The sequence below is a fragment of the Streptomyces antioxidans genome, assembly GCF_000968685.2.
Lineage (GTDB): Bacteria > Actinomycetota > Actinomycetes > Streptomycetales > Streptomycetaceae > Streptomyces > Streptomyces antioxidans.
The window spans coordinates 42,092-55,298 of the sequence record NZ_LAKD02000024.1 but is presented as its reverse complement, the minus strand read 5'-3'; the positions used below and the strand labels follow the sequence as shown (position 1 = coordinate 55,298).

The 13,207-nt window shown below is 70.9% G+C and carries 11 protein-coding genes; 3 read left to right on the top strand and 8 right to left on the bottom strand.

Annotation, left to right across the window (positions count from 1 at the left end; genetic code table 11):
- Nucleotides 1–7 precede the first annotated feature (7 nt).
- The 7 genes from VT50_RS09845 to VT50_RS09815 form a co-directional block, all read right to left on the bottom strand.
- Nucleotides 8–2,461, bottom strand: coding sequence for a PQQ-dependent sugar dehydrogenase (locus VT50_RS09845; protein WP_046086696.1), 2,454 nt, complete (start codon nt 2,459–2,461; stop codon nt 8–10).
- 283 nt (nt 2,462–2,744) lie between these two features.
- Nucleotides 2,745–3,752 carry a sugar phosphate isomerase/epimerase family protein gene (locus VT50_RS09840; RefSeq protein ID WP_046086697.1) on the bottom strand — a complete coding sequence of 336 codons (1,008 nt, stop codon included), beginning with the start codon at nt 3,750–3,752 and terminating at the stop codon, nt 2,745–2,747.
- 13 nt (nt 3,753–3,765) lie between these two features.
- Nucleotides 3,766–4,956 carry a Gfo/Idh/MocA family protein gene (locus VT50_RS09835; protein ID WP_046086698.1) on the bottom strand — a complete coding sequence of 397 codons (1,191 nt, stop codon included), beginning with the start codon at nt 4,954–4,956 and terminating at the stop codon, nt 3,766–3,768.
- A gap of 59 nt (nt 4,957–5,015) precedes the next feature.
- Nucleotides 5,016–6,074 (bottom strand): substrate-binding domain-containing protein, encoded by a 1,059-nt coding sequence (locus VT50_RS09830; protein ID WP_046086699.1) that lies wholly within the window; start codon nt 6,072–6,074, stop codon nt 5,016–5,018.
- Nucleotides 6,071–7,072 carry an ABC transporter permease gene (locus VT50_RS09825; RefSeq protein WP_078840742.1) on the bottom strand — a complete coding sequence of 334 codons (1,002 nt, stop codon included), beginning with the start codon at nt 7,070–7,072 and terminating at the stop codon, nt 6,071–6,073. Before VT50_RS09825 ends, VT50_RS09830 begins: the two co-directional genes overlap by 4 nt.
- Before the next feature lie 71 nt (nt 7,073–7,143).
- Nucleotides 7,144–8,673 (bottom strand): sugar ABC transporter ATP-binding protein, encoded by a 1,530-nt coding sequence (locus VT50_RS09820; protein ID WP_046086701.1) that lies wholly within the window; start codon nt 8,671–8,673, stop codon nt 7,144–7,146.
- 359 nt (nt 8,674–9,032) lie between these two features.
- On the bottom strand, nt 9,033–10,214 hold the full coding sequence (locus tag VT50_RS09815) for an ROK family transcriptional regulator (protein ID WP_046086702.1): 1,182 nt from the start codon (nt 10,212–10,214) through the stop codon (nt 9,033–9,035).
- Between the two features lie 222 nt (nt 10,215–10,436).
- Between VT50_RS09815 and VT50_RS09810 the strand changes: the two genes are divergently transcribed.
- The gene (locus tag VT50_RS09810; RefSeq protein WP_046086703.1) at nt 10,437–10,709 is read left to right on the top strand and encodes a ribosomal protein L7/L12; all 273 of its coding nucleotides are present in this window, start codon (nt 10,437–10,439) and stop codon (nt 10,707–10,709) included.
- 68 nt (nt 10,710–10,777) lie between these two features.
- On the opposite strand, the gene VT50_RS09805 is transcribed toward VT50_RS09810, so the two are convergent.
- Complete coding sequence (locus tag VT50_RS09805) at nt 10,778–11,455, bottom strand: GntR family transcriptional regulator (protein ID WP_046086704.1); 678 nt, start codon at nt 11,453–11,455, stop codon at nt 10,778–10,780.
- 175 nt (nt 11,456–11,630) lie between these two features.
- Here VT50_RS09805 and VT50_RS09800 point away from each other — a divergent pair, with 175 nt between their 5' ends.
- A complete protein-coding gene (locus VT50_RS09800) occupies nt 11,631–13,019 on the top strand; it encodes an L-lactate MFS transporter (protein WP_046086705.1) in 1,389 nt (462 codons plus the stop codon).
- Nucleotides 13,016–13,138: an MFS transporter small subunit gene (locus tag VT50_RS40955; protein WP_276207301.1), complete on the top strand. Its 123-nt coding sequence runs from the start codon at nt 13,016–13,018 to the stop codon at nt 13,136–13,138. The genes VT50_RS09800 and VT50_RS40955 overlap by 4 nt, the downstream gene beginning before the upstream one ends.
- The last annotated feature ends 69 nt before the right edge of the window (nt 13,139–13,207 follow it).

The following is a 13,207-nucleotide window of genomic DNA, read 5'->3' as shown; positions in this document are numbered from 1 at the left end:
CCGGACGTCAGCCGGTGCCGATCGTGAAGTCGTCCACGTCGAAGAGCGCTCCCGCACCGCCCTTGAAGACGAGGGCCAGTGTGGTGCTGCCGTCAGGGGGGTTCTCCAGCGTCGTCTTGACGTCCTGGAAGGTCTCCCAGTCGCCGGTCACCGGCACGGTGGCGGTGCCGAGCAGCGGTCCGGTCGGGGATTCGCCGTGGATCTCCAGCGTGCCCCCGGCGCCCGCCGAGGAGACCCGTGCGGTGAAGTCCTTGGCGTTGCCCAGCACATACGGGGTGAAGGAGATCCAGTCCCCGTTCTCGATGTTGCCGACCGTCTTGCCGCCGTTGGCCGGGGTGTGGTTGACCACCGAGACGCCCTGGCTGTCGTCGTAGTGCTCGGCCTGCCGGTGCTTGGGCTGGACGATGGACTGGTCATGGGCGGTCAGCGGCGGCTGACCGCCCCCGCCGCCGTCGGTGTACTCGGCGTCGAAGACCCCGAAGATGTTGGCGTTGGGGTCGTGCTCCCCGTCCGCGTTGGTCTTGATGGTGCCCGAGCAGCCGTTCGCCGAGGTGATGGGGTGGCCGTGGCTGTCATGGCCGAGGATGTAGGTGACCTTGACCTTGGCGCAGTCGACGGTCCCGTCCTCCGGGTCGGTCACCTTGACCTTGAACGGAACCTCGTCGCCGAAGCTGAACAGCTGGCCGTCGGCGGGCAGTTCCAGCGTCACCTCGGGCGCGGTGTTGCCCACCGTGAGGTGGACGCTGGCGCTGGCGGTGCGGTCCGTGGGGTCCTTGACGGTGAGGGTCGCGGTGAAGGTGCCGTTCTCCTCGTACGTGTGGCTGGGGTTGGCGTCGGCGGAGGTGGTGCCGTCGCCGAAGTCCCAGCTGTAGGTGAGGTCGTCGCCGTCGGCGTCCGAGGTGCCCTCCGAGGAGAAGGCGACCTTCAGGGGCGCCGGGCCCGAGGTGCGGTCGGCGCTCGCCTCGGCGATGGGCGCGTGACCGCCGGTGGCGTTCTCGATCCGGTAGAGCGCGGAGTGCTCATCGCCGTTGAAGTAGCCGAGGCCGTAGTCGAGGACGTACAGCGCGCCGTCCGGGCCGAAGGCCAAGTCCATGACCTGGGTGCCGGACCACGGGAAGTCGTTGATCTTCTGCACGGCGCCGTCGTCGCCCTGCTCGATCCGCTTGACCCACTGGCGGCCGAACTCCCCCGCGAAGAAGTTCCCGTCGTACGACTCGGGGAACTTCACCGGGGAGTCGAGCGAGGCGTCATAGCGGTAGACCGGCCCGGCCATCGGCGACTCGGAGCCGGAGCCGAACTCGGGCACGGAGTCGTTGTCGTAGGGGATCCAGGCGGGCTGGGCGGGCGGCAGATCGGTGAGCCCGGTGTTGTACCGGGAGGTGTTCTCGGGCGCGGCGCAGTCGAAGGCCGGGCCGGAGGTGCCGGTGGCGAAGTCGTAGTCGCGGTACGGCTTGTTGTCGGCGATGCAGTACGGCCAGCCGTAGTTGCCGGGCTTGGTCACCCGGGCGAACTCGACGGAGCCGCCCGGTCCGCGGTCGGGGTTGGCGGCCCCGGCGTCCGGTCCGTAGTCGCCGACGTAGACCGTGCCGGTCGGCTTGTCGACACTGATCCGGAAGGGGTTGCGGAAGCCCATCGCGTAGATCTCGGGCCGGGTCTTCTCGGTGCCGGGCGCGAACAGGTTGCCGTCCGGGATGGTGTACGACCCGTCGTCGGCCACCTTGATCCGGAGGACCTTGCCGCGCAGGTCGTTGGAGTTGCCCGCGGAGCGCCGGGCGTCGAAGGCCGGGTTGCGGTTGTCCCGCTCGTCGATGGGGGTGAAGCCGTCGGACTCGAACGGGTTGCTGTCGTCGCCGGTGGACAGGTACAGGTTGCCGTCGGCGTCGAAGTCGATGTCCCCGCCGACGTGGCAGCAGATGCCGCGGTTCACGGGTACGTCGAGGACCTTCTTCTCGCTGCCGGTGTTCAGCGTGCCGTCGGTGTTGAGGGTGAACCGGGAGAGGCGGTTGACGCCGTCGAACTTCGCGAAGTCGGCGGCCGTGCCCTGGGTGGGGGCGTCACCGGCGGGGGTGTCGAGCGGGGGCGCGTAGTAGAGGTAGATGGCGCGGTTGTCGGCGAAGCCGGGGTCGATGCCGACGCCCTGCAGCCCTTCTTCGTCGTGCGAGTAGACCGGCAGCTTGCCGGACACCTTGGTCTCGCCCGTGGCGTCGGTCAGCCACAGGGTGCCCTCGCGCGAGGTGTGCAGCACGGAGCGGTCGGGGAGCACGGCGAGCGTCATGGGCTCGCCGGTCTCCTCCACGCCCTTGGCGAGGGTGACCTGCTGGAACTGCTCGGCAGCCGGGGCGGTTCTGTCCGCTGGGGCCGCGCCCGCCTGGGGTGCGGTGAAGGCGAGCCCCGTGCCGACGAGCAGTGCGCTCGTGACGAGCGCGAGGGGCCCGCGCAGTCGAAGCCTTTTCCTGTGCACGCTGATCCTCCGTGGAAAGAGGGGGGTACGGGCGGGCCGTCAGGCCGCCGTGACTGGCACAGGCGCGCGCCGTCGCGCCGGGATGACCGGTCCGGGGCGAGGGGCCCCTATGTGACCGGTACATCTCAAGGACCGTAGCGGGGTTTGTCCGGTCCGGAAACCCCTTTGACGCAAAACAGCTGTCGCTTCATCCTCGGGCAGGACAAAGCCGGGTGGGGGCGCGGTGTGCGGTCCCCCACCCAGGCCCTTCGGGCGGGTCCTCGTCGCTATGTGTCGCTCGTCGCTACGTGTCGCCGCCGCCGAAGGCCGCGTCGAACGACGCCGTCGGCGGGTCGAAGTCGAACTGCTTCAGCCGGGCCAGCGCCTCCGGGGCGCCGGTGAGCCGGTCCATCCCGGCGTCCTCCCACTCGACCGACACCGGACCGTCGTAGCCGATCGAGCGCAGCATCCGGAAGACGTCCTCCCACGGCACATCGCCATGGCCCGCGGAGACGAAGTCCCAGCCGCGGCGGGGGTCGCCCCAGGGCAGATGGGAGCCGAGGCGGCCGTTGCGGCCGTCCAGCCGCTTGCGGGCCTCCTTGCAGTCCACGTGGTAGATCCGGTCCCGGAAGTCCCACAGGAAGCCGACCGGGTCCAGGTCCTGCCAGACGAAGTGGCTGGGGTCGAAGTTGAGCCCGAACGCGGGGCGGTGGCCGACGGCCTCCAGGGCCCGGTGGGTGGTCCAGTAGTCGTAGGCGATCTCGCTGGGGTGGACCTCGTGGGCGAAGCGCACGCCCTCGGCGTCGAAGACGTCGAGCACCGGGTTCCAGCGCTCGGCGAAGTCCTCGTAACCCCGCTCGATCATCCCCGGCACCACCGGCGGGAACATGGCCACCAGATGCCAGATGGAGGAGCCGGTGAAGCCGATGACGGTGCGCACCCCGAAGGCCGCCGCGGCGCGCGCGGTGTCGGCCATCTCGGCGGCGGCCCGCCGCCGTACGCCCTCGGCGTCGCCGTCGCCCCAGATCCGGGCGGGCACGATGGCCTTGTGGCGCTCGTCGATGGGTGAGTCGCACACGGCCTGGCCGACCAGGTGGTTGGAGATGGCCCAGCAGGTGAGGCCGTACTTCTCCAGCAGCTGGCGCCGCCCGTCCAGATAGCCGGACTCGCCGAGCGCCCGGTCCACCTCGAAGTGGTCGCCCCAGCAGGCGAGTTCCAGGCCGTCGTAACCGAAGTCACGGGCCAGCCGGCAGACCTCCTCCAGGGGAAGGTCGGCCCACTGGCCGGTGAAGAGCGTGAAGGGTCTGGGCATTCCGGCCTCCTCCTCAGACGGGTACGGGGGTGTAGACGCAGCTCTTCTCAGCGCTCTCCTCCACGGCCGCCAGCACCCGCTGCACCTGCAGCCCGTCCTCGAAGGACGGCTCGGGGCCGGTTCCGTCGGCGATCGCGAACACCATGTCCCGCGCCTGGTGGACGAAGGTGTGCTCATAGCCGAGGGCGTGGCCGGGCGGCCACCACGCCTCGAGGTAGGGGTGCTCCGGCTCGGTCACCAGGATCCGGCGGAAGCCGGAGTCGGCGGCGGGCTCGGTGTGGTCGTGGAAGGACAGCTCATTGAGGCGTTCCAGATCGAAGGCGAGCGAGCCGCGATCGCCGTTGAGCTCGATCCGCAGCGAGTTCTTACGGCCCGCGGCGAACCGGCTGGCCTCGAAGGAGGCCACCGCACCGGAGCCGAACCGCCCGGTGAACAGCGCCGCGTCATCGACCGTCACCGGTCCGCGGGCCGCTCCGCCCGCCCCGGCACCGCCGAGCCCGGCCACCGCGCCCGCGGGCAGCGGCCGCTCCCGGATGAACGTCTCGGTGAGCGCCGAGACGCCGATCAGCCGCTCCCCCGCCAGATGCTGCGCCAGGTCCACGATGTGCGAGCCCAGGTCGCCGAGGGCGCCGGAGCCCGCGTACTCCCGCCGCAGCCGCCACACCAGGGGGAAGTCCGGGTCGACGATCCAGTCCTGGAGGTAGGCGACCCGGACGTGGCGCAGCACGCCGATCCGCCCGTCCGCCACCATCCGGCGGGCGTACGCGATCGCGGGCGCGCGGCGGTAGTTGAAGCCCACCATCGCCACCTGGCCGCGCTCCCGCGCCCGCCGCGCCGCCTCCACCATGGCCTCCGCCTCGGCCACGGAGTTGGCGAGCGGCTTCTCGCACAGCACGTGCTTGCCCGCCTCCAGGGCCGCGATGGCGATCTCGGCATGGCTGTCGCCCGGGGTGCAGACGTCGACTACCTGCACATCGTCCCGGGCGATCAGCGCCCGCCAGTCGGTCTCCGCGGCGGCCCAGCCGTGCCGGTCCGCGGCGGCCCGTACGGCGTCCGCGTCGCGCCCGCAGACGGCGGACATCGCGGGGCGGGCGGGGAGGTCGAAGACGCTGCCGACGGTGCGCCAGCCCTGGGAGTGGGCAGCGCCCATGAAGGCGTAGCCGACCATGCCGACGCCGAGCGTCTTCGCTTCAGGATTTTCCATGGGACTCCTTCTGACGATCGCAAACCGACGCGAGGTGGGGGGTCTGGCCCTCGAGGGGCTCAGCTGAATCCCGTGGGGAGGTACTCGTCCACGTTGTCCTTGGTGACGACGGCGGAGTAGAGGGTGAGGGAGGCCGGGATCTCCAGCTCCGCGAGACCGCCGACGCCCTTGCCCTGGCCGAGTGCGCGGGCGAGGTCGATGGCGGAGGCGGCCATGGTGGGCGGGTAGAGCACGGTGGCCTTCAGCACGCTGTTGTCGGCCCTGATGGCGTCCATGGCGTGCTTGGCGCCCGCGCCGCCGACCATGAGGAAGTCATCGCGCCCGGCCTGCTTGATGGCGCGTTCGGCGCCCACGCCCTGGTCGTCGTCGTGGTTCCACAGGGCGTCGAAGTCGGAGTGGGCCTGGAGCAGCTGGGCCATCTTCGACTGGCCCGACTCGACCGTGAACTCCGCGGCCTGGCGGCCGACCTTCTTGATGTTGGGGTAGTTCTTCAGGGCGTCGTTGAAGCCCTCGGTGCGCTGCCGGGTCAGCTCCAGGTTGTCGATCCCCGCCAACTCGATGACCTTGGCGTTCTTCTTGCCCTTGAGCTGTTCGCCGATATAGCGCCCGGCGTTGAGGCCCATGCCGTAGTTGTCGCCGCCGATCCAGCAGCGGTACGCCTGCGGGGAGGCGAAGATCCGGTCGAGGTTGACCACCGGGATGCCCGCACGCATGGCCTTGAGCCCGACCTGGGTGAGCGCCTTGCCGTCGGCGGGGAGGATGACCAGGACGTCGACCTTCTTGTTGATCAGGGTCTCGATCTGGCCGATCTGCTGGGCGGTGTCATTGGAGCCCTCGGTGGCCTCCAGGGTGACGTCCTTGTACTCCTTGGCGCGCCGCTTGGCCTGCTCGTTGATGGCGTTGAGCCAGCCGTGGTCGGCCTGGGGCCCGGCGAAGCCGATGGTGACCGCCTTACCGGGCTTGTCATTGGCCGTGTTGGCGGCCTGCTTGGCGTTGTCACCGTCGTCGTTGTTCTCGTTGCTGGTGCACCCGGCGGCGAACAGCGCACCCGCCGCGGCGGTGCCCAGGAGGAGGTTTCTGCGACTGGTGGCGGAGGAGGAGCTGATGGCATGCCTCATGGCGTCGAACGACCCTTCTGTACCAGGACGGCGGCGACGATGATCGCGCCCTTGGCGATCTGCTGGACATCGCTCTGGAGGTTGTTCAGGGCGAACAGATTGGTGATGGTGGTGAAGACGAGGACGCCGAGGACGGAGCCGGTGATGGTGCCGCGGCCGCCGATGAGCAGCGTGCCGCCGATGATCGCGGCGGCGATGGCGTCGAGTTCGTAGAGGTTGCCGTTGGTGTTCTGGCCCGAGCCGGTGAGGACGACCAGCATGAACGCGGCGATGCCGCAGCACAGCCCGGAGAGCAGATACAGCAGCAGCCGCTGCCGCCGGACGTCGATGCCCGCGAGCCTGGCCGCCTCCGCGTTGCCGCCGATGGCGACGGTGCGCCGGCCGAAGGTGGTGCGGTTGAGCACCAGCCAGCCCACCGCGGTGACCGCGGCGAAGATGATCACCAGCGGTGGGATGCCGAGCACATAGGCGTCCGGGAGCCCGAGGTCCAGGACCTGGTTGACGGTGACGACCTGGGTCTTGCCGTCGCTGATCTGCAGGGCGAGACCGCGGGCGGAGGCGAGCATCGCGAGGGTGGCGATGAACGGCACCAATCCGCCGTACGCGATGAGCACCCCGTTGACCAGTCCGCAGCCGAGCCCCACCAGGACCGCGCACAGCAGGATGCCGCCGAGCCCGTACTCCTGGGTGGCGAGCGTGGTGGCCCACACCGAGGCCAGCGCGACGATCGCGCCGACCGACAGATCGATGCCGCCGCTGATGATGACGAAGGTCACGCCGACGGCGACGACACCGATGACGGACGCCTGGGTGAGCACCAGCTGGAGGTTGTCGGTGCTGAGGAACTCATCGGGCTTGGTGAAGCCGCCGACGGCGATCAGCACCGCCAGCACCCCGACGAGCGAGAGGTTGCGCAGATCGGCCAGGCGCCGCAGCCTGCTCAGCGGATCGGTGTCGGTGCGCCGGGCCGGCGGTTTGCCGACCGGCCCTGCCGTCAGCGTGGCGCCCGCGCCCGGTACCGGGGCGGGGTCGGCCGGAGGCGGGGACGCCGGCCTGCTCCCGGGTGATTTCACGACGGGCTCCCTTCCATGACGAGATCGAGGACGCGGTGCTCGTCCAGCTCCCGCGCGGGCGCCGTATGGACGACACGGCCCTCGCGGAGCACCAGCACCCGGTCGGCGAGGCCCAGGACTTCGGGCAGTTCGCTGGAGACGAGGAGGACGGCCATGCCGTCGTCGGCGAGCCGACGGATCACGGCGTACAGCTCGGCGCGGGCGCCGACGTCCACTCCGCGCGTCGGCTCGTCAAGCAGCAGCACCCGGCAGCCGCGCAGCAGCCAGCGGGCCAGTACGGCCTTCTGCTGGTTGCCGCCGGACAGGGTGCGCACCGGCCGCTCCGGGTTGTCGGGGTGCAGCGACAGATCGCGGACGCAGCGGCGGGCCGCCGCCCGCTCCGCGCCGCGGTCCACCCATCCGGCGCGGGAGAAGCGGGTCAGCGAGGAGACCGAGACATTGCGGGTGACGGACTCCAGCATCAGCAGCGCCTGCGCCTTGCGCTCCTCGGGGGCCAGGCCGAGCCCGGCGCGCACGGCGGCGGTCACGCTGCCGGGGCGCAGCGGGCGGCCGTCCACCAGCACCCGGCCCGAGGTGGGGCGGCGGGCGCCGTAGACGGTCTCCAGGATCTCGGACCGGCCGGAGCCGACGAGCCCGGCGAGCCCCACGATCTCGCCGGGCGCCACCTCGAGGTCGACCGGCTCGAACTCGCCCGCCCTGCCGAGCTTTTCCAGCCGCAGTACGGGGGTGGCGGTGGCGACCGGAGGGGCCGTGGTGCGGCGCGGGAACGCGTACTCCACGTCCCGGCCGGTCATCAGCGCCACGACCTCGCGGGTCGGGGTGGTGCGCGCGGGCAGCCCGCGGGCCGCGGCGCGGCCGTCCTTGAGCACGGTGACGCGGTCGCCGATCCGGCGGATCTCCTCCAGCCGGTGCGAGATGTACACGACGGCGACCCCGGCGGCGGTGAGGTCGCCGACGATGCGGAAGAGGTTGTCCACCTCGTCGGGGTCGAGGGCCGCGGACGGCTCGTCCATCACGATCAGCCGGACGTCGTGGGAGAGCGCGCGGGCCATCGAGACGATCTGCTGCCCGGCCGCGGAGAGGTCCCCCACCAGCCGCCCCGGGCCGATCTCGGGGTGCCCGAGCCGGGTGAGGAGGGCGGCGGTGGCGGCGCGGGCGGCGCGGGAGCGGACGAAACCGCCGGTGGCCATCTCATGGCCGAGGAAGACGTTCTCGGCGACGGACAGCCCCTCCACCAGGTCGAGTTCCTGGTAGATGGTGGCGATGCCGAGGCGCATGGCGGCGATGGGCGATTTGAGGGTGACCGGTTCGCCGCGCCAGACGATCTCGCCGCTGTCGGGCTGGTGCACCCCGGCGACCACCTTGATCAGGGTGGACTTTCCCGCGCCGTTCTGGCCGAGCAGACAGTGCACCTCGCCCGCTTCGACATCGAGGTCGACGCCGTCCAGGGCCCGTACGCCGGGGAAGGACTTGGTGATCGCGGACATGGTGAGGAGCGGGCGCGGATCGGGTGGTGCCGGTGCCATGGCGGGCCTCCTCGGCGGGGTCCTCGTATGCGGTGCGGGGTGCTGGGGGCGTGCGCGGCGCTGGGGTGTACGGGTGCTGGGCGTGCGGCTGCGCGGTGATGCGGTGGTGGTGCGGCGGCGGGGCGCGACGGGGTAGCGGCGCGGCCCCGGTGGGTGTGGGGTGCCGGATGGTGCGGCTCGGTGGTGCGGCTCGTGCCTCGTCGTGGCGTACGGCGAGGGGCGGTGCGGTGGCGCTGGTGCTGCCGTGGTGCTGCTGCGCTGTGCCGAGGTGCGGACCGGCCGGGGCCGGGCGGGGTCAGGCGGTCATGCGGTCGTGCCGTCGTGCCTGGTGCCGTTATGCCGTTGTGGCGGTCAGGCGGTCATGCCGGTGAGAAGAGGTGGTCGCTGATCAGGCGGGCCGCGCCGGTGACCCCGGCGGCTGGGCCGAGTTCGCCGAGCACGATGGGGAGGTTGCCGGTGGCCAGGGGCAGGGACTGGCGGTAGACCTGGGTCCGTATGGCGGCGAGCAGCGTATGGCCGAGCCCGGTGACACCGCCGCCGATGACCACCAGACCGGGGTTGAAGAAGCTCACGAGCCCGGCGATGACCTGGCCCGTACGGGTGCCGCCCTCCCTGATGAGGTCCAGCGCGGTCGCGTCACCCGCCGAGGCCGCCGTGGCCACGTCCGTGGCGGCGAGGCTGCCCGCTTCCTCCAGCCGGGCGGCGAGTTCCGCGGACCGGCCGTCGCGGGCGGCCGCCTCGGCGTCGCGGGCCAGCGCCGCGCCGCCGAAGTACGCCTCCAGACAGCCGTGGTTGCCGCAGGCGCAGGGGCGGCCGTCGGGTTCGGCCTGGATGTGGCCGATGTCGCCCGCGCTGCCCGTCGTCCCGCGGTGGACCTCACCGCCGACGACGATCCCGCAGCCGATGCCGGTGCCGATCTTCACGCAGAGGAAGTCCTTGACGGAACGGGCGACTCCGGCGTGCTGCTCCCCCATCGCCATGAGGTTCACATCGTTGTCGACCATGACCGGGCAGCCGAGCTCCTGGCTGAGCGCCTCCCGTACGGGGAAGCCGTCCCAGCCCGGCATGATCGGCGGTGCGACGGGCACGCCCTCGGGGAACCGCACCGGCCCCGGCACTCCGATGCCCGCCCCGTCGAACCCCTCGGCCACCCCGGAGGCCCGGAGCTTCGCGGCCATGTCCAGCACCTGCTCGAAGACGGCCACGGGCCCTTCGCGCACATCCATGGGCTGGTTGAGATGGCCGAGAATCTCCAGTTCGGCATTGGTCACGGCGACATCCACGGAGGTGGCGCCGATGTCCACGCCGAGCAGTCGCAGCCCGGGCGCGAGCCGGATGTTGTGCGAGCGCCGACCGCCCCGCGAGGCCGCGAGGCCGTCCGCGACCACCAGCCCGGTCTCCAGCAGCCGGTCGATCTCCACGGCCAGCTTCGAACGCGACAGGTCGATCTCATCGCCCAGCTGAGCACGGGAGTTGGGGCCGCCGTCGCGCAGCAGTCGGAGCAACCGCGCCTGATGCGCGTTCGCCGGTCGTGCCGTCATGCGCCTCACGCTGCCCCTCCCGCCGTCATCGGCATCCACATGGCCTGGCTTTCACGGGGAACGTAGCAGCGGTTGTCGGGGGTGGGAAGAACTTGCGCCGCAATTGGCCATGACTTTCTCCTGTCTCAGGACAAAGCCACGCCGCTTTCGCGACAGCGCATGAGGGCGCCCGCTCAGGAGCCCCTGCTCAGCGAAAGGGTTCGGCCACTACGATCACCGCTCATGGACATAGCGGTGTACATCCTGATCGTGGCCCTCATCCTGCAGTATCCGCTGCTGGAGTCGCGGATCCAGAAGCTCCAGCGCCGGGCGGACCGCATCGAGCGCAAGCTGGATCTGATCCTCGACCATCTGGACATCCAGGTGGCGGAGCCCGGCCTGGAGCGGGTGGCGGCCCTGGTGCGGGAGGGCAAGAAGATCGAGGCCATCAAGGTCTACCGGCAGCTCACCGACGCCGGCCTGAAGGAGGCCAAGGACGCGGTCGAGCGCATGTGAGTCGCCCGAGGTCCGCGCCGCCACAGCCAGACCAGCGCACCGGCGGACCGGCACATCCGCGGACGGGGTCAGGGACGCTCGCGGTCGTGGTAGGTGCGGCGGGTGTGTTCGGTGTGGGCGCGCATGACCGCCGTGGCGCCGTGTTCGTCACCCGCGGTGATGGCCGCGATCAGCTCGCGGTGCTCGATCCAGGACTGCTTGCCGCGCTGGCGGGCGACCGGGGTGTAGTACCAGCGGACCCTGCGGTCCACCTGGGCGGCCAGCTCGGACAGCACCGCGTTTCCGGCGAGCTCCATCACCTTGGCGTGGAATTCGGCGTTGGCCGCGACCGCGCCGTCCACATCGTCGTCCAGGACCGCGCGCTCGCCCTTCGCGCACAGGTCCTCCAGGGCCGTGACGCCGCTCTCGTCGGCCCCCGCGGCGGCCAGCCGGGCGGCCTCGGCCTCGAGGAGCGTGCGCACCGTAAGGAGCTGATCCGCCTCCTCCTCGGTGGGCTCGTGGACAAACGCGCCCTGGGCGGGCCGCAGATCGACCCAGCCCTCGGTGTTGAGCCGCTGAAGGGCCTCGCGCACCGGCTGGCGGGAGACTCCGAGGTGGCCCGCGAGCTCGCTCTCCACGAGGTGCTGGCCGGGGCGGAGGGCGCGGGTGGTGATGAGTTCGAGCAGTGCCTCGTAGACCCGCTCGCGGAGCGGCCCGGGCCGCTCCAGCTTCGGCACCGCGCCCTGCGGCAGTCCCCTGGACAGCATCGCGCCCCCTCTGGCTCGCCGTTCACCGGACACCCGCACGCACCGGATGTCCGAATTCACCTGATCCGTGAATTGGTTATTGTCTACAGTTTACCCAATCCTTCCACACCGCCGACACATCCAAGGTGCCTCACCGTCTAGTCATTGACTCGTTGAATCCTTAAAGTCCGGGCACATGCTCACCAATGATCGCCCCGGCCCGCTCAGCCGCTCACGCACCCTGGCCCCACCGGGCTGGAGCCGGTGGCTGGTGCCGCCCGCCGCCCTGGCCGTCCACCTCTCCATCGGCCAGGCCTACGCGTGGAGCGTGTTCAAGCCGCCCCTGGAGTCCTCGCTCGACCTCTCGGGCACGGCCAGCGCGCTCCCCTTCCAGCTGGGCATCGTGATGCTCGGCCTGTCCGCCGCCTTCGGCGGCACGCTCGTGGAGCGCAACGGCCCGCGCTGGGCGATGTTCGTCTCCCTCGTCTGCTTCTCCTCCGGCTTCCTCGTCGCCGCGCTAGGCGCCGCCACCAGCCAGTACTGGCTGGTGGTCCTCGGCTACGGCTTCATCGGCGGGATCGGCCTCGGCATCGGCTACATCTCCCCCGTCTCCACGCTGATGAAGTGGTTCCCCGACCGGCCCGGCATGGCCACCGGCATCGCCATCATGGGCTTCGGCGGCGGGGCGCTGATCGCCTCGCCCTGGTCCAGCAAGCTGCTGGAGCACTTCGGCACCGACAGCGGCGGCATCGCCGCCACCTTCCTGGTGCACGGCGTGACCTACGCGGTGTTCATGTCCCTCGGCGTACTGCTGGTGCGCGTACCGCCCGAGGGCTGGCGGCCCGCGGGCTGGGAACCGCCGCGGGAGCAGGGGCACATGATCAGCGCGGCCGACGTCTCCGCGCGCAACGCCATCCGCACCCCGCAGTTCTGGTTCCTGTGGGTGGTGCTGTGCATGAACGTGACGGCGGGCATCGGCATCCTGGAGAAGGCCGCACCCATGATCGGCGACTACTTCAAGGACACCGACGCCCCCGTGTCCGCCGCCGCGGCGGCCGGTTTCGTCGCCCTGCTGTCGGCGGCCAACATGGCCGGGCGGCTGCTGTGGTCGTCCACCTCCGACCTCATCGGGCGCAAGAACATGTACCGGGTCTACCTGGGCGTGGGCGCGCTGATGTATCTGGCCATCTCACAGCTCGGAGACTCCTCCAAGCCGCTGTTCGTGGTGTGCGCCCTGGTGATCCTCTCCTTCTACGGCGGCGGCTTCGCGACCGTTCCGGCGTATCTGAAGGACCTGTTCGGCACCTATGAGGTGGGTGCGATCCACGGGCGGCTGCTCACCGCGTGGTCGGTGGCCGGGGTGCTCGGCCCGTACATCGTCAACAAGGTGGCCGACCACCAGGAGGAGGCGGGGAAGACCGGTCCCGGTCTGTACTCGCTCTCGCTCACCATCATGATCGCGCTGCTGGTCGTCGGCTTCATCGCCAACGAGCTGATACGGCCGGTCCACGCGCGCTTCCACGAACCGGCCACCGCGGCGGCCGGGTCCGAGACGGCACCCGCCGAGAAGGGAGGGGACCGATGACCGAGCCCACCAGCAACCGCACCGCGCTGACCGTGGCCGTCTGGGCCTGGGTGGTGCTGCCCTTCGGGTACGGGGTCTACGAACTCATCCAGAAGGCCACCCAGCTCTTCACCGACTGAGCCCGCTCCACCGGGGGTTGAGGTGTCGTCGTCCGACTCCTTGACCCCCTTCTCGGGTATACTGTATTC

Excerpts from the sequence above, each read along its gene's own strand:
- VT50_RS09810 (WP_046086703.1), top strand. The coding sequence starts at position 10,437 with ATGGACATAGCGGTGTACATCCTGATCGTGGCCCTCATCCTGCAGTAT.
- VT50_RS09815 (WP_046086702.1), bottom strand. The coding sequence starts at position 10,214 with ATGACGGCACGACCGGCGAACGCGCATCAGGCGCGGTTGCTCCGACTG.
- VT50_RS09840 (WP_046086697.1), bottom strand. The coding sequence starts at position 3,752 with ATGCCCAGACCCTTCACGCTCTTCACCGGCCAGTGGGCCGACCTTCCC.
- VT50_RS09800 (WP_046086705.1), top strand. The coding sequence starts at position 11,631 with ATGCTCACCAATGATCGCCCCGGCCCGCTCAGCCGCTCACGCACCCTG.
- VT50_RS09820 (WP_046086701.1), bottom strand. The coding sequence starts at position 8,673 with ATGGCACCGGCACCACCCGATCCGCGCCCGCTCCTCACCATGTCCGCG.
- VT50_RS09835 (WP_046086698.1), bottom strand. The coding sequence starts at position 4,956 with ATGGAAAATCCTGAAGCGAAGACGCTCGGCGTCGGCATGGTCGGCTAC.
- VT50_RS40955 (WP_276207301.1), top strand. The coding sequence starts at position 13,016 with ATGACCGAGCCCACCAGCAACCGCACCGCGCTGACCGTGGCCGTCTGG.
- VT50_RS09830 (WP_046086699.1), bottom strand. The coding sequence starts at position 6,074 with ATGAGGCATGCCATCAGCTCCTCCTCCGCCACCAGTCGCAGAAACCTC.
- VT50_RS09805 (WP_046086704.1), bottom strand. The coding sequence starts at position 11,455 with ATGCTGTCCAGGGGACTGCCGCAGGGCGCGGTGCCGAAGCTGGAGCGG.